This window comes from Bacillus sp. 22-7, from assembly GCF_010628845.1.
GTDB classification, from domain to species: domain Bacteria; phylum Bacillota; class Bacilli; order Bacillales; family Cytobacillaceae; genus Cytobacillus; species Cytobacillus firmus_B.
In genome coordinates, this window is the sequence record NZ_NJQY01000017.1 from 26,285 (window position 1) to 46,510 (window position 20,226).

The window sequence follows — 20,226 nt, forward strand, 5'->3', positions numbered from 1 at the left end:
TTTATTCAGGAAAATAGTCTGATAATAAAAATATTTTATCAAATTTTCTAACTTTTGTCATATTTTCATTGTTTGTTTTCCAAAAGTTTCAAAAGAACTGGCTTCACTTCTGATAGGAAGTAAAGGGATCCGGTTATGACAAGGACGCTGTTTTTTCCTGATTCGCACACTTCAGTCTTCAATAGCTCTTTCCAATCTGTGTGAAATTGTTTCCTGCTGTTGTCACTGAGATTATATAAATCTTCAGCTGATGCTGCTCTCGGAAAGTGAAATTCTGTAAAGGTGATGGAGTCTGCAGCAGAGTCAAGCTTATTGATCATTTTATCAAGCTTTTTATCAGCCAGCGCAGCAAATATAATCTTTTTGCTTCGATCTCCAAAACGCTTCTCCAGCTCAGCAGTTAAAGCAGATATCCCTTCTTCATTATGTGCCCCATCTATTACCACCAGCGGGTCATGAGACACAATTTCAAATCTGCCGGGCCAGAAGGCTGTTTTCAATCCGGCTCTTATGTGTTTCTCCTCTATTAAGAACGAATAAAACTTATTTAATAGCTCTGCTGCCATTACAGCCAAGGATGCATTTTCAGTCTGGTGTTTCCCGCTCATCCCTGTCTCAAGATCACGGAACTCCTGAAATACTGTCTCAAGGGAGAAAAGCTCACCCTTGACCAGGGATTTATGATCCGAAATAGTAAATTCATTTCCCAGCTGATAAATCGGGGACTTTAAGCCTAAAGCTTTATCTTGAATAACAGCGAGGGCTTCTTCCTGTTTAACAGCTGTAATAACACTGATCCCAGGTTTAATGATTCCCGCTTTTTCAAAAGCGATTTTCTCATATGTATCCCCAAGTATGGCTGTATGATCGAGCCCGATGCTTGTAATGATTGATAACACGGGATAGATGATATTAGTGGAGTCATATCTGCCCCCAAGCCCCACTTCAAACAATACAAGATCCACTGGTCTTATATGACCAAAATATTGAAAAGCCATGGCGGTAATGATTTCAAACTCAGTTGGGCCGCCAAGTTCAGTCTGTTCCAATTCAACAGCCAGCGGATATATATCATTGGCAAGCTGAACTAGATCGTCATCCCCTATTGGAGTTCCGTTAAGAGAAATGCGTTCATTAAAATTCTCAAAATATGGCGATGTAAAGGTCCCGACCGAATAACCCGCCTCTTGAAGAATAGATCTTAAAAATGTAACTGTTGAGCCTTTCCCATTCGTTCCGCCAATATGAACAGACTTAATTCTTCTCTCCGGATGCCCCAGTTTTTCCATCATCCATTCCATTCTCTGCAGACCAGGCTTCATCCCCAGCCTCAGCCTTGAATGAATCCATCCAAGAGCTTCCTCATAAGCAGTAAACATCTATATGCACCTCCGTTATAACAGGAAGGAAGACGAATCCTTAATATGGACCCGCCTTCCGCAACTTTTAATTATTCTCCTTTTAACTCTCTAATGCGGGCTTCTACAGCTGCTCTCTTCTCGCTGTAGTCTTGTTCTTTTGCTTTCTCTTCTTCAATTACCTTTTCAGGCGCTTTTTTAATAAAGCCTTCATTTGAAAGTTTCTTTTGAACCCGTTCTACTTCTTTATTTAATTTATCCCATTCTTTCTGCAGTCTGGCCACTTCTTCTTCGATATTAATCAAGCCCTCAAGAGGCAGGATAATTTCTGCACCAGTCACAACTGCTGTCATCGCCTTATCAGGTGTTTCAACCTCTAAAGCCAGCACCAGTTCCTCAGGATTACAGAAGCGTTCAATATAGGCACTGTTATTTTCCAGTGTAGTAAGAAATTCCTGGTCTTTAGCCCTAACCATCATTTTAATTTTCTTGCTCATTGGCGTGTTCACTTCAGCACGGCTGTTGCGGACAGAACGGATGATTTCAACAAGCAGCTTCATTTCATTTGCAGCCTGATTGTCTGTGTATTCATCGTTTACAGCTGGCCACTGAGCAACTGTGATAGATTCACCTGAATGAGGAAGGTTCTGCCAAATTTCCTCCGTTATGAATGGCATGAATGGATGAAGCAGGCGCATTGTGTTATCCAGAACATATGCCAGGATGGAGCGCGTCATTTTCTTGGCAGCTTCATCTTCTCCATAAAGCGGAAGCTTCGCCATTTCAATATACCAATCGCAGAAATCATCCCAGATGAAGTTGTAAAGCACTCGGCCAACTTCTCCAAACTCATAGCGGTCAGACAATCTTGTAACAGTCTCGATTGTTTCATTCAAACGGGTTAATATCCACTTATCAGCAACAGACTTTTCACCGCTTAAATCAATTTCTTCGAATTTTAATCCATCCATATTCATTAAGGCAAAGCGGGATGCATTCCAGATTTTATTGGCAAAGTTCCAGGTTGCCTCTACCTTTTCCATACTGAAACGAAGATCCTGTCCCGGCGAGCTTCCTGTAGAAAGGAAATAACGGAGTGAATCGGCACCATACTGGTCGATTACATCCATTGGATCAACGCCATTTCCAAGGGACTTACTCATCTTGCGTCCCTGTGAGTCACGAACAAGTCCATGAATTAATACATCCTGGAATGGACGCTCTCCTGTAAATTCGAGACCCTGGAAAATCATTCGTGATACCCAGAAGAAAATGATGTCATAGCCTGTAACAAGAGCTGCTGTTGGATAGTATCTCTTAAAGTCAGCAGAGTCAGTATCCGGCCAGCCCATCGTTGAAAACGGCCATAATGCAGAACTGAACCATGTATCTAATACATCTTTATCCTGTTCCCAGTTTTCACTATCTTTTGGAGCTTCATGACCTACGTAAACCTCACCGGTCTCCTTGTGATACCAGGCCGGGATGCGGTGTCCCCACCAAAGCTGGCGTGAAATGCACCAGTCGCGGATATTTTCCATCCAGCGCAGATACGTTTTTTCAAATCGCTCCGGAACAAAGTTCACTTTTTCCTCTTTATTTTGAAGTGCGATGGCTTCATCTGCAAGAGGCTGCATTTTTACAAACCATTGTGTTGAAAGGTATGGTTCGACTACTGCACCGCTGCGCTCTGAATGGCCCACAGAATGCATATGCTCTTCAATTTTGAAAAGAACTCCTTCTTCCTGAAGATCCTTTACAATCTGCTTGCGGCATTCAAAGCGGTCCATATCCTGGTATTTACCGGCTCTCGTGTTCATCGAGCCGTCTTCATTCATTACAAGGATTCTTTCAAGATTGTGGCGGTTTCCGATTTCGAAATCATTTGGGTCATGAGCCGGTGTAATTTTTACTGCACCTGACCCGAAATCCATTTCCACATAATCATCTGCAACAATCGGAATTTCCCGTCCTGTGATCGGCAGTTTAACCGTCTTGCCGATTAAATGCTTATAACGTTCATCTTCCGGGTGTACTGCTACAGCTGTATCGCCAAGCATCGTTTCAGGGCGCGTAGTGGCAATTTCGATATGTCCAGAACCGTCTGTCAGTGGATATCTCATATGGTAGAAAGCACCTTGAACATCTTTATATATAACTTCGATATCAGAAAGGGCTGTTTTCGTAGACGGATCCCAGTTGATGATGTACTCGCCGCGGTAAATCAGGCCTTTATTATAAAGGGAAACGAAAACCTCTCTAACAGCTTTTGATAAGCCTTCATCAAGGGTGAAGCGTTCACGGCTGTAATCAAGCCCTAATCCAAGCTTTGACCATTGCTGGCGGATATGGCTGGCATATTCCTCTTTCCATTTCCATGTTTCTTCCACAAATTTTTCACGGCCTAGATCATAGCGGCTTTTTCCATCATTGCGAAGCTTTTCTTCAACCTTTGCCTGCGTGGCGATACCTGCATGGTCCATTCCAGGAAGCCATAAAACATCGTAACCCTGCATACGCTTCATTCGGGTGAGGATGTCCTGCAGCGTCGTATCCCATGCATGGCCGAGATGAAGTTTTCCTGTAACGTTTGGAGGCGGGATTACAATTGTATACGGCTGCTTCGTTTCGTCATCTTTTGCCTCAAAGAACTTCCCTTCCAGCCACCAGTCATATCTTCCTTTTTCAATCGCCAGCGGATCATATTTCGTCGGCATTGTTAATTCATTGTTATCCATATGTCATACTTCCTTTCTAAAAGCAATCAGCAAAAATAAAAAAACTCCACTCGCCATAAAAGGACGAATGGAGTTTGTTTCGCGGTACCACCTTTTTTTCAACCACTATAGAAAATCCCCAAAAGACATTCTTATAGTGATTGACACTTATGCAGATAACGGATTTCCCGTCTTTTACTACTTGGCTTAAGCCTTTCGCAAAAGATGCTCTGGGGCGACCTTCCAACGGTTCTGCCTGGATAACCTTTCAGCTGCCGGTTTTCCTCTCTAAAAGGCAAATGGCCATTGTACTCTTCCCTGTCTTAGCATCGATATAAAGTTATATAAAATATACTACCGAAAAAAGACTGTTATAGTCAATAAGGATATCCCAGTTTTTTATATATTATTCACTGTCTCCATTGAAGTGCTGATTAATCTGCTCTTATTCATTGCCGGGTGCGTGAACCTTATAGGGGAAAAAATGAAAATAGGCACTTTACGGAAAAAAGAATCATAGGATATATATAAGAACATTGGGAAAAGGGGTATGCACAAATGAGAAGAAAATATAATCCATACACACTGCCTCCCTGGTTAAGAACTTTCAGGAATGTATGTGCACAATTCATAATCCCGTTCTGTGTTTTTCAAGGCATAAGAACCATATTATTGCCTACTACCTTCGATGTACTGCTGCTCTCGCTGTTCATCCTGATCGCTATCGCCTTTCATCTTCAATTGGTTTAGGAGCCCGCTTTCTTCAGCTTTGGGCTCCTTCCTGTGTCTGAGCTTCTGCTGCCGCTTTGGCTTCCTGCTTTTGCCTCTCAATCTCATCGATTCTCATAACAGCATATTCAATATTTTTTAAAAGCCAGTACTGCCTTTGCAGATGCTGAACCGCCTTTCTTTCTCCTCTCTTTCCTTCACCTTTATAATATTGTTCGCAAGCTTTGATAATCGGACCCGGATGAGCAAAGTAGCTTTGAAACAGCAGCATCTCGTCGTCCCTGAAGGGAAAGTACTTCATATATGTGTATATCCATTCTACACATTCTTCCGATCTTTTTGGATATGTTTTCAGTGTTCTTGATAAAAACGGCAACAAATCATGGAGCGGCGATCCCTGTCTTGCATTTTCGAAATTTGTGAAGTAGCCATATCCCCTATCATCGTATAAAAAATGTTCGGTTGAAACTTTTCCATGAATGATGACCGTACGTGCTTTTTCACTTTCCTTTGTTTTTTCATACCAATCCTTAAATTTGTTTGTTGAGAATTTTAGTGCCTGGCTGACATCATGGTAGTATAGGGAAAACATTAGCTCAAAAGGAGACAAATACTCTTTTCGTTCGCAGGCCTCGATGAATCCCTCCAAAAACTCCTTTTCCTTCTCCCATTCCTGTAAGGTATTTTCGTAATGTTCAGTACGGTCTTCTTTTTTTATAGGTACTTCCCGTGAGGACAATGTGTGGAGTCTTGCCAATTCCCTAATCATCTGCTGATGCCGCTCAAATCTGTTTTCCTTTTCTTCATTGGACATCCAGGGCATTAAATAAAATAATTCATTCTGATGGAGCACAGCATATCTCCCGTCCACCGTTGGGTAAATAGGAACTATTCTGTTATAGCCTTTTTGAAAAAGTGTTTGTACATGCCTTATAAAATCCGCTCCACGCTGTGGCTTTATTTTCTTCAAAGCAAACACACCTTTGCTGCTGTAAATCTTCTGAACTCTCCCAAAATCCTCTACAAAATGCGGCTCTAATGAATAATGTTTTAAAATGGGAGAGACTTTCTGCAGCCGATTTTTTTCTTCCACCTTAACCACTCACTTTCCAGAATGAAAAAATATATGTTGGCCAAACGAAAATAGCTGAGCGGGTTATCAATACCTGCTCAGCCTTTTAACCTTTTAATGGGCTACCGCAACAGGAATGTACAGCACTTGCCCTTCATAAATATCCTGATTAATTTCCAGATGATTCACCCTTAATAGCTGCTGAGCCGGTATATCATACCTTTCAGCAATGGCATCAATTGTGTCACCGTTCTGTACAATGCAAACTTTGAGTTTAACATGTTCTTCCGACTCTTCCTTGCGGGCAAAAAACTCAGTTAACGACATGCTTTTCTTTTTGGAGATTTTCTTTTTCTTAGCTTCCTGTTCTGAAGAGGATGATGATTCCTCTGTTTCCTCAGGGGTTTCCTGTGCAGCTGCCTGGACAGGTTTCTTTTCAAAAGAGGGGCTATCCGATTCGGATGCTTCCGTCATTTGATAAATTTCCTGTGCAGTTGGCGGTGTGTCCTCTTCACTGCGCTGAGAAGAGAAAGATATTTCCGGTGCAGTTTTTTGCGTCTGTTCTTCTTGCGGCTGGTCTTGTGTTACTTCAAGCGCTGCCGGCACTGCAGGTTTGATGACTTCCTGCTCTTCCGTTTCAGGCTGCTTTCTTGCTTCTGCCTCAAATGGGATATATACCTCAGCTGTTTCCGGCTGCTCTTCCAGCTGTTCCTCTTCCCGTATATCTTCCTCGGCACCAGCGAATACCTGTTCAGTGGATGCCTGTTCCTCCCTTTCTTCCTCCTGCTCCTGCTCCTGTTCTTCCTGCTGATAAGACGGCCATTCCTGCAGAATCGGCTCTTCTTCCTCTGTCTCCTCCACCGCTTCAGGAGATCTGTACAGAGGCTCTAATTCTTCACTTTCAGGTTCAATTTCTTCCTCCCATACTTGAACAGGCACATGCTGCTGATCACCATATAGTCCTGTTATGGTTAAATTAGCTGTCAGCTTCATACAGCTTCTTTCCGGCAAAACATAATCGAAGGACTCTACCGAAACGTCAATATCGTAAATGCTTTGGATTCTATTATTCGGAATGGTGATATCGACAGGAAAATAGTGCTTGAATTCACAAATTCCTTCTCCCCGTTCTTCGATTGTCTGAACGAACTTGGTAACTGCAAAATCCTCCTGTTCTTCCTCGGATGCTTCTTCATCGCTGCGTCTATACTCACCCGCCAGTTCCAGTGCTCCCTGGATTGTTACATATTGATCGCTTTCCTGAATTGTTATATTGGGGTCTAACGAGATGGAAATCAGGTCTGATACTTCCTGTCCTTTTTGAAACCATACTGATTCTTCTAAAGAAAATCGTAAGCACGATGGATTCCCCTGAGACAAAGCGACTCCTCCCTTCGAATCTTTGCGTTTAATCACTATGTCATTAACAATCCTATGAGGAATGAGGATACTTTATGATTAGAAAAATAGCGCTTAATGGGAATATGAAAAAACACTCATCAAAAATGATGAGTGTCAGGTTTTGCTTATTTTAATTTGGAGAATGCCTGTTCAGCAGCCAGGATTGTTTTTTCGATATCCTCATCTGTATGTGCAGTTGAGAGGAAGAGTCCTTCAAATTGGGATGGCGGCAGGAAGACTCCCTGGTTTGCCATTTCCCTGTAGTATTCTGCAAAGAATTCAAGGTTGGATGTTTTGGCTTTTTCATAGTTAATAACGTCTTCATTTGTAAAGAAGATGCCGATCATGGATCCGGCACGGTTGATGGTGTGCGGAATATCATATTTTTCTGCAGCTGCCTTAAGCCCTTCTTCCAGTCTGTCTGCTTTTCGTTCAAATTCTTTGTAGGAATCCGGTGTCAGCTGGCTTAAAGTCTCGAAACCGGCTGTCATGGCAAGAGGATTTCCTGATAATGTTCCTGCCTGGTAAATTGGGCCGCTTGGTGCAATCTGCTTCATTATTTCAGATTTTCCGCCATATGCACCGACTGGGAGACCGCCGCCAATAACTTTTCCAAGGCATGTAATGTCCGGAGTCACCCCAAAATAGCCCTGCGCACAATTGTAGCCAACGCGGAATCCGGTCATTACTTCATCAAAAATAAGCAGGGATCCGTTTTGCTCTGTAATTTCCCTTAAGCCTTCAAGGAAGCCCGGCTGTGGAGGAACGACTCCCATATTTCCAGCTACCGGCTCCACAATCACACCTGCGATATCATCTCCGAATTGCTCGAAGGCATATCTTACACTTTCAAGATCATTATAAGGAACTGTAATCGTGTTTTTAGCAACACCTTCAGGAACTCCCGGACTGTCAGGCAGCCCCAATGTTGCTACACCTGAGCCGGCTTTGATTAGAAGAGAATCGCCGTGGCCATGATAGCAGCCTTCAAATTTCATTATTTTATTCCGGCCGGTATATCCTCGGGCAAGTCTTAAAGCACTCATGGTAGCTTCTGTTCCGGAAGAAACCATCCGCACCACTTCGATGGATGGGACGCGCTCAATAACAAGCTTAGCAAGTTCGTTTTCAATTTCAGTTGGAGCTCCGAAGCTTGTCCCCATTTCAGCCACTTTCTTAATACCCTCGACCACACGTTCATTCGTATGACCCAGAATTAAGGGGCCCCAGGACAATACATAATCGATATATTCATTGCCATCGATATCGTAGATTTTAGAGCCGCGTCCGCGTTCCATAAAAATGGGATCCATATTAACCGATTTAAAGGCACGTACAGGAGAGTTTACTCCTCCAGGCATCAATTCGCTTGCCTCTTTAAAAGCCTTGTTAGATTTTTCATAAGAGCGCATGTCATCCCTCTTTTCTATTTAATAAGGAGTTTCATTAACTAATGATCTGCAGTTTTATCCTTGTTCCTTAATCCACCTTGCAGCATCTTTTGCATGGTAAGTAATGATTAAATCACTTCCTGCACGCTTCATGCCTGTAAGCATTTCCATAACTATTTTCTGTTCATCGATCCAGCCGTTTTGTGCCGCAGCTTTAACCATTGAATATTCACCGCTCACATTATAAATCACAATTGGCAGATTGATGTTGTTCTTAACGTCCCGCACAATGTCCAAATATGGCATTCCCGGCTTAACTATCAGGAAGTCTGCCCCTTCCATTAAATCAGATTCAGCTTCGCGCATGGCTTCCATGCGGTTGGCAGGATCCATCTGATATGCTTTACGGTCGCCAAATTGCGGTGTGCTGTCAGCTGCATCCCGGAAAGGACCATAGAATGCAGATGCATATTTAACTGCATAAGACATAACAGGAATATCTTCAAATCCGGCTTCATCAAGACCTGCCCGGATGGCTGCTGTAAACCCATCCATCATATTTGATGGGGCAATAATATCTGCTCCTGCTTTAGCCTGGCTTACAGCCGTCTGCACAAGCAGTTCCAGAGATGCATCATTCAGCACTTCCCCATTTTCAATTAAACCGCAGTGGCCATGGTCGGTATACTCGCAAAGGCAAGTATCAGCAATAATGATGACTTCCGGAAATTTAGCTTTAATAAATCTGGTAGCTTCCTGTACGATTCCATGATCATGATAAGCCTGCTGCCCACATGCATCTTTCTCTTTAGGAATTCCAAATAAGAGAACGGATTTTATTCCAAGAGAAACGACTTCGTTCATTTCCTCTTCGAGATGATCCAGCGATAAATTGAAGATGCCCGGCATTGAAGGTATTTCTCTTTTAATGCCTTCTCCTTCTGCCACAAAAATCGGATAAATTAAATCCTCTGTACGCAAGAAGTTTTCACGGATAAGCGCTCTCATATTCGGACTTTTACGAAGACGTCTATGCCTATTAAATTGAAGATCCATTAATTTTCCCTCCTGGTTTCTGCTAAGTATCTAATAATGCTCTTAAGCATGCTATGTACTGTATATTCTTCCGGAACAGCATGTACCTGCAGGCCATATGCCTCTGCACGTTCTTTAGTCACAGGGCCGATACAGCCCACCACACTGTCTTTTACAGCAGTCAGAAATCCAAGCTCCTTAACAGCCCCCATAAAATGATCCACTGTGGAAGGACTGGTGAAAGGAAGAATGTCTACCCCTTTTCCTGAAAGCTGATCTCTTAGCAGACTGATGCTTTCACGTGGAAAAACAGTTTTATAAACAATAATTTCATCCACATTTGCACCCTTTTCTGAGAGAGATGCTGCGATATAGTCACGTGCCAGATTTCCTTTAGGGATCAATACCTTCATCCCTTTTTCTACTAATGGCAAAAAATCCTCAACAAACCCTTCAGCAACATATTCTCCGGGCACAAACTGCACCTTTAATCCCTTGTCGGCAAGCGACTTCTTAGTTTTCTCGCCGATAACCGCTATTTTAGGGAAGGGGCTGCTTAGACTAAAATTTTCAAAAAAAGCATCCACAGCCGTATTGCTGGTGAATATCACCCAGTCATAAGTATGAATTTGCTTATGGGCCTGAAATAAAGCTATATCCCGCAAAGGCTCGAATGCAATCAGGGGGATCTCAACCGGCGTCCCCCCATAGCTTCGGATAAGAGCTGAAAAGGACTGAGCCTGTTTTTTCCCTCTTGGCACCAGAACATTCATGCCTTCTAAAGGGGAAGTCCGTTTCATTGCCCGTCAAGCTCCTCTTTTACCCTATCGATAAGCTCTTTAGCTCCCTGTTCGGTTAACTTAACAGCCACCTTAACACCAAGCTCTTCCGGGCTTGAACCTGTTAATGTCTCCTTATAAATCACTTTTCCATCAGGAGAGCCTACAAGTCCTGTTAACTCCAAGTCCCCTGTTTCATTAATTGTTGCAAACCCTGCAATCGGAACCTGGCAGCCGCCTTCCATCTTATGCAGAAACGCACGCTCTGCACGCACAGTCTGGTTCGTCTCAGGGCATGTGAATTTATCCAGCAATGCCCGAAGCTCCTTATCACTTTCACGGCACTCTATGGAAAGTGCTCCCTGGCCAACTGCCGGCACACAGATTTCCGGCTCCAGGAATTCCGTAACAACATCCGATGCCCAGCCCATCCTGGATAGTCCTGCTGCCGCAAGAATGATCGCATCATATTCTTCCGTTTCCAGTTTGGATAATCGGGTATCTATGTTTCCTCTGATCCACTTAATCTCGAGATCAGGACGCTGCGCCAGAAGCTGTGCCCCTCTGCGCAGGCTGCTTGTTCCAATTGTAGATCCCGGCTTTAAGTCATTCAGTTTGATATGCCCTTTTGAAATGAGTGCATCCCGGTGGTCTTCTCTTTCCGGAATGCTTCCAATTGTCAGACCTTCCGGAAGAACAGCAGGCATATCCTTCATGCTATGTACAGCCATATCAATTTCCTCATCAAGCATGGCCTGTTCAATTTCCTTTACGAATAAACCTTTTCCTCCGACCTTTGAAAGGGTAACATCAATTATTTTATCACCTTTTGTGACAATTTCCTTCACTTCAAATTCAAAGGATGGATCGATGTTTTTCAATTGGCTGATCACCCAGTTGGTCTGAGTTAATGCCAGCTTGCTTCGTCTTGAACCTACAATTATTTTTCTCATGACAGCCTCCTGCAATTATGTCTGGCAGCGAACAGCCGCCTCCGCTTTTCTTTGTCCAGCTCCGGCTCCTAGCCCCTCGAGGTCATAAGCTGTTCTGCTCTGCGGCAAACTGCGCCGCGGCCGCAGACCATCTTATGCTTGTCGGGGCTGAACAGTCGCCTCCGCTTTTCTATGAATACCAAAAATGGAAAGATGAAAGTTTGCCGAATAAAAAGAAGTTAATTAGTACAATTAAAAATGATGCTAAATTCCAGAGTGCTAAAGATTTTCCATATAAGCCCTTTCCTACTTTCATATAGAGATAAATACTATATAAAGCCAGGACAATGAATGAACCGATTACCTTGGAGTCATACCAGACCATATGCGGCAGTTTAATGTATGCCCACTGGATGCCTAAAATTAAACTTATCATCAGCATAGGTACACCGATTACATTTAATACATAGGACATATGTTCAAGCTTTGACAAATCCGTTATCCGGAGCAGCCTCGTTCCCCACTTTTTCCTTTTCAGCAAATCATATTGAATAAGATACAGCAATGAGAAAACGAAGGAGAGCGAGAAGGCTCCATATGAAAGTATCGCAACTGTTATATGAATCAGCAGCAGTTCTGATATGAGCTGCTGTGCTTTGACAGCCGAGTCAATCTGCACAGGTGCGAATGTATGGATCGCCATTATGATAAAGCCAAGAACATTTGTAAAAAAGACGATAAAATCAACTCTAAGCAGCCTGTTAATTCCCAAAGAAAGAGTGATAAGCACCCAGGCATAAAAGTACAGGCCCTCAAAAATGGTCAATACGGGAAATCTTCCTGTATTAATCATATAAAGAATTAGGAACACCGTTTGAAGCACCCATACAAATGCAAGTAACCAGAAGGCAATTCTATTCGCCTTCCGGTTATGATGAAGAAAATCAATAAAATATAATAAGACACACAAGGCATACAGAACCACCGTGAATTCATGCAGCCGTGTCATATAGATGTCAAACATGGACAGAACCCCTTTTATGATTGAAAGGAAGTCTGCTGTGATTGAGCGAATGCGTGCTTTGGTTTAGCTGCTGCGTGCACGTTCTGCTGATCTGAAACAAGTTCTTCTATATTAAAGATTTTTACAAACAAATCTAATGCCTGTTCGGAATCTTTCTGTCCAGCCATTTCTTTGGCTTGTAAAATAGGATCCTTTAATAGCTGATTGATAATGCTCTTTGTATGCTTGTTCAGCACTTTTTTATCACGATCACTCAAATGCGGCAGCTTTCTTTCAATGCTTGTCATGGTTTCACTCTGTATAGCCAGTGCTTTCTCACGCAAGGCGGAAATGACCGGAACAACACCAAGCAGGTTCAGCCATTGCTTGAATTCAACAATCTCTCCTTCAATCATAAGCTGAATCTTTTCGGCTGCCTTTTTACGCTCCTGAAGGTTCGCTTCAACAATGCCTTCAAGATCATCAATATCATATAGGAAAACACTGTCCAGGTCTGCCAGTTTCGGATCCAGGTCTCTTGGAACAGCAATATCAACCATAAATAGAGGCTTGCCTTTACGCATTCTTTCTGCGTAAGCCATCATATCCTTTGTGACAACAAATTCTTTGGCCCCTGTAGAACTGATTAAAATATCAGCTTCAACAAGAGCACACTGAAGCTCATGCAGCGTTTTTGCCTGGCCCGCATAGCGGCTTGCAAGATTCTGTGCTTTTTCAAATGTACGGTTAATTACTGTTACTTTGCTGGCTCCGTTGGCATGAAGATTTTGTATTGCCAGCTCACCCATTTTACCGGCTCCTAATATTAGAACATGTTTATTTTCGAGTGATCCAAAAATCTTCTTAGCCAGTTCCACTGCTGCATAGCTGACAGATACTGCATTTGCTCCTATTTCCGTTTCGGAGTGTGCACGCTTAGCAAGCGTTACTGCCTGCTTAAACAAGTGGTTAAAGACGGTACCGGTTGAATTTTCCGATTGAGCTCCCAGGAAACTAGACCTTACCTGTCCTAAAATCTGTGTCTCGCCAAGGATCATGGAGTTTAGGCCGCATGCTACTTTGAATAGATGCTCTATTGCCCCATCCCCTTCATAAATAAATAGGAATGGAGAAAATTCATTCTGATCCATATTGAAATGTTCTGCCAAAAATTCCTTTATATAATAGCGGCCAGTATGAAGCTGGTCCACAACTGCATAAATTTCGGTCCGATTGCAAGTAGACAGAATGACATTCTCTAAAATGCTTTTTTTGTCATTTAAAGTCTTCATTGCCTCGCCCAATTGTGAAGGATTAAAGGTTAGACGTTCACGGATTTCAACAGGGGCAGTTTTATAGTTAAGACCGACGACTAAGATATGCATTGAAATTGACACCCCCAGAATTATTGCCTAGTTCATTAATATTAATTATATCATTTCTATTTTTTCAATTAATGCTTAAATGTGAACAGATAATGAACACATATGATACTATATTTTAAACAGGAGCCTTGTATTAAGGTAATCTTAAAATAGACAAATACTCCCTTATGTACAGTAACAAAAAAACTTGCCGGATTCAAGTGAACCTTATTGGAAGTGGTGTTTTTCATGAAAAATCAGCGTATTTTCCCCGGAATTATTTTACTCGGATTTGGAGCCTACTTTTTTCTCCAGCAGAGCGGATTTACTGCCTTACAGTCTTATTATTCCTGGCCGACTCTTCTCATTATCGTCGGAGCAGCTTTTTTAACTCAGGGATATGGCGCCAGGGATTATGACTCCATATTGCCAGGGGTTATTTTAACCGGATTTGGCCTGCATTTTCATGTGGTGAACCGCCTCGAAATTTGGCCGGATCATATTGGTACATTCATTCTTATAATTGCTCTCGGCTTCCTCCTTCGGCATCAGAAAACAGGTGCAGGATTATTCCAGGGCATCTTATTCTTAATTCTTGCCGCATTGCTCCTGTTTTATGACAGAGTAGCTGAGTGGATGGGACTTCTTGAAAATGGCGTCTCTGATGTTTGGCAGTTTTGGCCAATCCTATTAATGTTAATTGGATTATATTTTTTATTATCAAAGAAAAAATAAAAGACAGGGATATTTAGCTTTTCCCTGTCTTTTACCATTCAAACTGTCTAAAGAACCGAATCCAAGAAATTTTTGGTTCTCTGCTCTCTTGGATTGTTAAACAAGTCCTCCGGGTGTCCCACTTCCACAATTCTTCCGTCATGCATATAGACAGCCCAGTCTGCCACTTCTCTTGCAAAGCCCATTTCATGCGTGACGACGACCATTGTCATGCCTTCCAGGGCCAGCTCCTTCATTGTGGAAAGCACTTCCCCCACCAGCTCCGGATCCAGTGCCGATGTCGGCTCATCAAAAAGCATGATATCGGGCTTCATCGCCAGTGCCCTTGCAATGGCTACACGCTGCTTTTGTCCGCCTGAAAGTTTTGATGGGTATACATTCTCCTTGTCAGAAAGCCCAACTTTTTTTAATAGCTCCTGGGCATCTTTTTTCACTTGATCCTTAGGAAGCTTTTTCACATGCAAAGGTGCTTCCATCACATTTTCGAGAACAGTCATATGAGGAAATAAATGAAAATGCTGAAAGACCATTCCTACTTTTTCTCTTACTTTATTTAGGTCATGTGTTTCTTTCTCAACCTTTTCACCCTCAAAAATGATATTGCCGCTGTCCTTTAATTCAAGAAAGTTCAAGCAGCGGAGCAGTGTGCTTTTTCCGGACCCGCTGGCACCAATCAGGCAAACAACATCGCTTTCCTTCACTGTTATGTCAATGTCTTTCAGGACATGGAGATCCCCGAATGATTTGTTCAATTTTTCTACCTTGATCATGTACGATTCACTCATTCCTCATTCCTCCTCAATCACTGCTTGCCATTCTTTTCTCAATCATATTTACAAGGATGGAGAAAATAAGTACAAGTACTAAATAGTAAACAGCTACAATCAGCAAATAGCTCATGTAGTCATATTCATTGGAACCATATGTTGTTGCCACGTTAAAGAGCTCGTACATGCCGATGAAGGAAGCCAGTGAGGAATCCTTCAATGCAATAATAAACTGATTCCCAAGAGGCGGCATAGCCCGGCGGAATGCCTGAGGAAGAATGATTCTTCTCATCGCAAGGCCGGCAGTCATACCCAGTGAACGTCCTGCTTCCATTTGTCCTTTGTCGATGGATTGAATGGAGCCCCTGAAAATTTCGGCTATATAGGCACCGTTGTGAAAAGCAAGTCCAAGCACAACCGACCAAAACTGTGAAATATCCAGCGCTGTCAATCCGAAATAGAAAATGAATATCTGGACAACAAGAGGCGTTCCCCTCACAAGAAAAATATAGATGTCTGCAATCCATTCCAGAACTTTCACTCTTGATATCTTTAAAAAAGCAAAAAACAACCCGATAAAAATAGCAATAAACACCGATACAATGGTTAATTGAAAGGTTAAGAGCATCCCCTTTAAAAATACGGGATATGTATCAATAAACTTTGTAAATAAATCCACAAAAATCCCCCTTCAGATGGCAATTTCATTCTGTGTAAAAAAACAAAACAGGCGAATGTCTAATACACATCCGCCCGCAATGTTATTCCTTCTCAGGATCAACTGTTATATCTTCACCGATATATTTTTTGCTGATTTCTGTGAGTGTTCCATTCTCGCGAAGTGTTTCAAGAGCTTCATTCACTTTTTCGAGCAGCTCTTTATTATCCTTTGCAACTGCAATTGCCTGCTCACTGCGGCCAAGCAGCTCTTTGCCTTCAATTTTCATTCCGGCGCCAATTGCTTCTTTGCCTGTAACAAAATCAGTGATAACAGCATCATGTTTTCCCTTGCTCAATGCTTCCAGGGCGACAACATCACTGTCATAAAACTGAATGTTATCTGTCACTTCCTCTGCATTTGATGTGTATGTTGATCCTTTTGATACTGCAATCTCCTTGCCTTCAAGATCAGACAGTGTCTCAATCGTGCTATCCGGACGCACATATATTTGCGGGCCTGAATAGTAATATGGAGTTGAAAAATTGACTGCTTTCAAACGTTCTTCAGTAATAGTGTGGCTGGCTACCGCTGCATCAAAACGGCCTGACTTAACTCCCTCCACTATACCGCCGAACTTAAATTTATTCTGAACCGGCTCAAGCCCGAGTTCTTTTGCTACAGCCTCTGCTACATCAATATCAAAGCCGCTCATGCTTCCATCATCATTTGTATAACTAAAAGGTTTGAACTCTCCCGAAGCCGCATATGTAAATTTGTCTTCGTCTACTAGATCCATTCCGCTTTTAGAAGCTTCCTCTGATCCGCATGCAGCCAGGACCAATACAAAAGCAGCTGCTATGATTCCTTTTAACCAATGTCTCACTAGTCTAAATTCCCCCTTCAGTATCTCTCTTTTTTATGTGCCCTTTAACTCTATCATCATTTATGAATATTCTCAAAATTCATATTTTATGATAATTTATGAAATAAAAGTATATAAGCTGTTCTCATTAACTGATCATCTGCAGACTCCAACATAACTCCATATTCTCCCGTATCCTTGAGATTCCTTACCTTTCGACAAAATTAATATACAGTTAATAACAAATGCGCAGTGAAATACAGGTTATCTCAAATACCCATTTCCAGGACGAAAGACCTGAATGGAGAAAATAAAAAATCCCGCTGCAAATGCTGCGGGATTTTTATTTACATATAGCTTTTTAATGCCGACCAGGCCTGGTCTTTCCCATAACCTGTTTCAGAGGAAAACATAATGATCTGATCATTCGGATCGATATCCAATGTTTCTTTCGTGATTTTCATATGTTTTTGCCACTTGGATTTCGGTATTTTATCCGCTTTTGTGGCAATTACAACACAGGGAATTTCATAATGCTTTAAAAAGTTGTACATCATGACATCGTCACTTGTAGGGGGATGGCGCAAATCAACAATCAGCACAACTGCTTTTAACTGCTCTCTGTTTGTTAAGTATGTTTCTATCATCTTTCCCCAAGCTTCACGTTCCTTTTTGGATACCTTTGCATACCCATAGCCCGGAACATCAACAAAGTGAAGAATTTCGTTAATAAGGTAAAAATTCAGGGTTTGTGTCTTCCCTGGCTTAGAGGATATTCTGGCAAGTCCTCTTCGATTAAGCATTTTATTTATGAAAGAAGATTTGCCGACGTTTGAACGGCCGGCTAGGGCAAATTCCGGCAAATCACTTTCAGGATATTGATCAGGCTTAACAGCACTGATGACTATTTCTGAGCTGGTTACTTTCATGCTTGTGCACCGCCATTCAGGGCATGTTTCAAGACTTCGTCCACATGTGATACCAAAACGAAATCAAGTTCTTCCCTGATGCTTTCAGGGATATCTTCAATGTCTTTTTCATTATCTTTAGGGAGGATGATCTTCGTCAATCCTGCACGATGGGCGCTCAAAGATTTTTCTTTCAAGCCGCCAATAGGAAGCACCCGGCCTCTTAAAGTAATTTCCCCAGTCATTCCCACTTCTTTACGGATTGGTTTTCCTGAAAGAGCAGAAACCAGGGCGGTTGTAATTGTTATTCCGGCAGATGGGCCGTCTTTCGGGACAGCACCTTCGGGAACATGGATATGAATGTCATGCTTTTCATGGAAGTTCTCATCAATGCCCAGTTCTTTAGCTTTTGAACGAACATAACTGAATGCCGCTTGAGCAGACTCTTTCATCACATCCCCCAGTTTGCCTGTAAGAACGAGCTTTCCTTTTCCGGGAGAAAGGGATACTTCTATTTGAAGGGTATCGCCGCCAACTGTTGTATAGGCAAGCCCTGTCGCAACGCCAACCTGGTCTTCAAGCTCAGCCTGACCATATCGGTATTTTGGCTTCCCAAGAAACTCTTCAGCATTTTTTGCATTCACAATCACTTTCTTCTTTTCCCCGGATACAATAATTTTAGCCGTTTTTCTGCAGATAGTAGCCAGCTGGCGCTCTAAACCGCGGACTCCTGCCTCACGGGTATAATAGCGGACTACCTTCTGAAGTCCATCCTCACGAATCTGAAGCTGGGATTTCGAAAGACCATGCTCTTTAATTTGCTTAGACAGCAGGTGGTCTTTAGCTATGTGGATCTTCTCCTGCTCTGTATAGCCTGCAATCGTGATAACTTCCATTCTGTCCAGCAGCGGGCCAGGGATTGTGCCAAGATTATTGGCTGTGGCTATGAACATGACCTTTGAAAGATCATAGGTTTCTTCAATGTAATGATCACTAAAATTATGGTTCTGCTCAGGGTCTAAAACCTCCAGCATTGCAGATGAAGGATCCCCGCGGAAATCAGAGGACATTTTGTCGATTTCATCAAGCAGGAATACAGGGTTAATCGTCCCTGCCTTTTTCATGCCCTGAATGATGCGGCCAGGCATGGCACCAACATAAGTTCGTCTATGTCCGCGAATCTCAGACTCATCCCGGACTCCGCCGAGTGATACTCGGACGAAATTACGATTTAGCGATGTTGCAATAGAACGTGCAAGACTTGTTTTACCGACACCTGGAGGCCCTGCAAGGCATAGGATTGGTCCCTTAAGGGAGTTCGTCAGCTTTTGCACTGCAAGATATTCCAAAACCCGTTCCTTTACTTTTTCAAGACCGTAATGGTCTTCATTCAGGATTCTCTCAGCCCTCTGAATATCCAGGTCATCTTCAGTTGACTTCGACCATGGCAATGTGACAAGCCACTCAATATAATTACGGATAACCGCGCTTTCGGCTGAACTGGATGGAACCTTTTCGTAGCGATCCAGTTCTTTTAAAGCGGTAAGCTGGACATGTTCAGGCATACCGGCGTTTTCAATCTTTTCCGTCAGCTCAGCGATTTCTCCTGTCTTGCCTTCCTTATCCCCAAGTTCTTTTTGGATTGCCTTCATCTGTTCACGCAGATAATATTCCTTCTGCGTACGTTCCATTGATTTTTTTACACGCTGGCCAATCTTTTTTTCAAGGTTCAGAACTTCTTTTTCATTATGGATGATTTCAATAACCTGATTCATGCGCTCTTTAACATCAATGGTTTCAAGTATTTCCTGTTTTTCCTTTAGCTTTAAAGGCAAGTGGGAAGAGATGATATCTGCCATACGCCCCGGCTCTTCTATATCTGCTACAGAAGAGTAAGTTTCGGCTGATATTTTCTTCGATACCTTTATGTATTGCTCAAAATATTCAAGCATAGTCCTCATCAATGCCTGATCTTCTACGTCCTTTGTCTCAGGATCCTCAAAAACCTTCACACTAACGGAATAATGTACAGTTTCGTCCTGAAAATCAATGATTTGCGCTCTCTTAAGCCCTTCAACAAGAACACGGATTGTACCGTTTGGAAGCTTGAGCATCTGCTTGACACGTGTGAGCGTGCCCATTCCATAAAGATCATCTTCTGATGGTTCATCTATAGATATATCCTTTTGTGTTGTTAAGAAAATTAAATGGTCATCTACCATTGCTTTTTCCAGAGCCTGAACCGATTTCTCACGGCCTACATCCAAATGCAGAACCATGGTCGGATAAACGAGCAAGCCCCGAAGCGGCAGGAGGGGGACGATGATTTCTTTCTTTTTCGCCATTCCATTGCACCTCCAAAATGCATCTTTTTAACCCCATTATTGCTAATAATTTCTTTGTACAATTCTATCGTATTTAAATAGCAGTGTCTATTAAAGAGAAATAGCGGAAAGCCGTATTTCAATGATATTCATTTATAATTACACTTTATCCTTCTTTACGCAAATAA

17 protein-coding genes and 1 other annotated feature are annotated in these 20,226 nt (G+C 42.4%); of the genes, 2 read left to right on the forward strand and 15 right to left on the reverse strand.

The window, feature by feature from the left end; genetic code table 11:
* Positions 1-65 precede the first annotated feature (65 nt).
* Entirely contained in the window at positions 66-1,379 is a 1,314-nt protein-coding gene (locus CE058_RS14815) for a bifunctional folylpolyglutamate synthase/dihydrofolate synthase (protein ID WP_163143674.1), read from the reverse strand.
* A gap of 71 nt (positions 1,380-1,450) precedes the next feature.
* Entirely contained in the window at positions 1,451-4,096 is a 2,646-nt protein-coding gene (locus CE058_RS14820; protein ID WP_163143676.1) for a valine--tRNA ligase, read from the reverse strand.
* 56 nt (positions 4,097-4,152) lie between these two features.
* Positions 4,153-4,409, reverse strand: a binding site (T-box leader).
* Positions 4,410-4,633: 224 nt separating this feature from the next.
* Here CE058_RS14820 and CE058_RS14825 point away from each other — a divergent pair.
* Entirely contained in the window at positions 4,634-4,825 is a 192-nt protein-coding gene (locus CE058_RS14825; protein WP_019380294.1) for a hypothetical protein, read from the forward strand.
* Between the two features lie 13 nt (positions 4,826-4,838).
* Here CE058_RS14825 and ysxE read toward each other — a convergent pair whose 3' ends face one another.
* The 8 genes from ysxE to hemA all read right to left on the reverse strand — a co-directional run bounded on the left by ysxE (position 4,839) and on the right by hemA (position 13,802).
* Entirely contained in the window at positions 4,839-5,897 is a 1,059-nt protein-coding gene (gene ysxE, locus CE058_RS14830) for a spore coat protein YsxE (protein WP_163143678.1), read from the reverse strand.
* Positions 5,898-5,990: 93 nt separating this feature from the next.
* Positions 5,991-7,256: a stage VI sporulation protein D gene (spoVID, locus tag CE058_RS14835; RefSeq protein ID WP_163143680.1), complete on the reverse strand. Its 1,266-nt coding sequence runs from the start codon at positions 7,254-7,256 to the stop codon at positions 5,991-5,993.
* Between the two features lie 146 nt (positions 7,257-7,402).
* Positions 7,403-8,689, reverse strand: a complete 1,287-nt coding sequence (gene hemL, locus CE058_RS14840) for a glutamate-1-semialdehyde 2,1-aminomutase (RefSeq protein ID WP_163143682.1) — start codon at positions 8,687-8,689, stop codon at positions 7,403-7,405.
* Between the two features lie 54 nt (positions 8,690-8,743).
* Entirely contained in the window at positions 8,744-9,724 is a 981-nt protein-coding gene (gene hemB, locus CE058_RS14845) for a porphobilinogen synthase (RefSeq protein ID WP_076257335.1), read from the reverse strand.
* On the reverse strand, positions 9,724-10,503 hold the full coding sequence (locus CE058_RS14850; protein ID WP_163143684.1) for a uroporphyrinogen-III synthase: 780 nt from the start codon (positions 10,501-10,503) through the stop codon (positions 9,724-9,726). The genes hemB and CE058_RS14850 overlap by 1 nt, the downstream gene beginning before the upstream one ends.
* On the reverse strand, positions 10,500-11,435 hold the full coding sequence (gene hemC, locus CE058_RS14855; protein WP_163143686.1) for a hydroxymethylbilane synthase: 936 nt from the start codon (positions 11,433-11,435) through the stop codon (positions 10,500-10,502). The genes CE058_RS14850 and hemC overlap by 4 nt, the downstream gene beginning before the upstream one ends.
* Positions 11,436-11,604: 169 nt before the next feature.
* Positions 11,605-12,438, reverse strand: coding sequence for a cytochrome c biogenesis protein (locus CE058_RS14860; protein ID WP_035332624.1), 834 nt, complete (start codon positions 12,436-12,438; stop codon positions 11,605-11,607).
* A 14-nt stretch (positions 12,439-12,452) separates the two neighbouring features.
* Positions 12,453-13,802, reverse strand: a complete 1,350-nt coding sequence (gene hemA, locus CE058_RS14865; RefSeq protein WP_163143688.1) for a glutamyl-tRNA reductase — start codon at positions 13,800-13,802, stop codon at positions 12,453-12,455.
* Between the two features lie 228 nt (positions 13,803-14,030).
* Here hemA and CE058_RS14870 point away from each other — a divergent pair, with 228 nt between their 5' ends.
* Complete coding sequence (locus CE058_RS14870) at positions 14,031-14,516, forward strand: LiaI-LiaF-like domain-containing protein (protein ID WP_048011016.1); 486 nt, start codon at positions 14,031-14,033, stop codon at positions 14,514-14,516.
* 47 nt (positions 14,517-14,563) lie between these two features.
* Here the strand turns inward: CE058_RS14870 and CE058_RS14875 are convergent, their stop codons facing one another.
* From CE058_RS14875 to lon, 5 genes are all read right to left on the reverse strand, one after another.
* The gene (locus CE058_RS14875) at positions 14,564-15,301 is read right to left on the reverse strand and encodes an amino acid ABC transporter ATP-binding protein (RefSeq protein ID WP_163143690.1); all 738 of its coding nucleotides are present in this window, start codon (positions 15,299-15,301) and stop codon (positions 14,564-14,566) included.
* Between the two features lie 13 nt (positions 15,302-15,314).
* Positions 15,315-15,962: an amino acid ABC transporter permease gene (locus tag CE058_RS14880; protein ID WP_035332627.1), complete on the reverse strand. Its 648-nt coding sequence runs from the start codon at positions 15,960-15,962 to the stop codon at positions 15,315-15,317.
* 82 nt (positions 15,963-16,044) lie between these two features.
* Positions 16,045-16,827: a transporter substrate-binding domain-containing protein gene (locus CE058_RS14885; protein ID WP_048011019.1), complete on the reverse strand. Its 783-nt coding sequence runs from the start codon at positions 16,825-16,827 to the stop codon at positions 16,045-16,047.
* Between the two features lie 326 nt (positions 16,828-17,153).
* The gene (yihA, locus tag CE058_RS14890) at positions 17,154-17,735 is read right to left on the reverse strand and encodes a ribosome biogenesis GTP-binding protein YihA/YsxC (protein ID WP_048011020.1); all 582 of its coding nucleotides are present in this window, start codon (positions 17,733-17,735) and stop codon (positions 17,154-17,156) included.
* Positions 17,732-20,059 (reverse strand): endopeptidase La, encoded by a 2,328-nt coding sequence (lon, locus tag CE058_RS14895; protein WP_048011021.1) that lies wholly within the window; start codon positions 20,057-20,059, stop codon positions 17,732-17,734. The genes yihA and lon overlap by 4 nt, the downstream gene beginning before the upstream one ends.
* Positions 20,060-20,226 lie beyond the last annotated feature (167 nt).

Bases quoted from the DNA above. Each gene is read 5' to 3' on its own strand.
- hemA (WP_163143688.1), bottom strand. From the start codon at position 13,802: ATGCATATCTTAGTCGTCGGTCTTAACTATAAAACTGCCCCTGTTGAA.
- CE058_RS14860 (WP_035332624.1), bottom strand. From the start codon at position 12,438: ATGTTTGACATCTATATGACACGGCTGCATGAATTCACGGTGGTTCTG.
- hemC (WP_163143686.1), bottom strand. From the start codon at position 11,435: ATGAGAAAAATAATTGTAGGTTCAAGACGAAGCAAGCTGGCATTAACT.
- CE058_RS14875 (WP_163143690.1), bottom strand. From the start codon at position 15,301: ATGAGTGAATCGTACATGATCAAGGTAGAAAAATTGAACAAATCATTC.
- CE058_RS14850 (WP_163143684.1), bottom strand. From the start codon at position 10,503: ATGAAACGGACTTCCCCTTTAGAAGGCATGAATGTTCTGGTGCCAAGA.
- lon (WP_048011021.1), bottom strand. From the start codon at position 20,059: ATGGCGAAAAAGAAAGAAATCATCGTCCCCCTCCTGCCGCTTCGGGGC.
- CE058_RS14815 (WP_163143674.1), bottom strand. From the start codon at position 1,379: ATGTTTACTGCTTATGAGGAAGCTCTTGGATGGATTCATTCAAGGCTG.
- CE058_RS14825 (WP_019380294.1), top strand. From the start codon at position 4,634: ATGAGAAGAAAATATAATCCATACACACTGCCTCCCTGGTTAAGAACT.
- yihA (WP_048011020.1), bottom strand. From the start codon at position 17,735: ATGAAAGTAACCAGCTCAGAAATAGTCATCAGTGCTGTTAAGCCTGAT.
- CE058_RS14870 (WP_048011016.1), top strand. From the start codon at position 14,031: ATGAAAAATCAGCGTATTTTCCCCGGAATTATTTTACTCGGATTTGGA.
- CE058_RS14820 (WP_163143676.1), bottom strand. From the start codon at position 4,096: ATGGATAACAATGAATTAACAATGCCGACGAAATATGATCCGCTGGCG.
- hemL (WP_163143682.1), bottom strand. From the start codon at position 8,689: ATGCGCTCTTATGAAAAATCTAACAAGGCTTTTAAAGAGGCAAGCGAA.
- hemB (WP_076257335.1), bottom strand. From the start codon at position 9,724: ATGGATCTTCAATTTAATAGGCATAGACGTCTTCGTAAAAGTCCGAAT.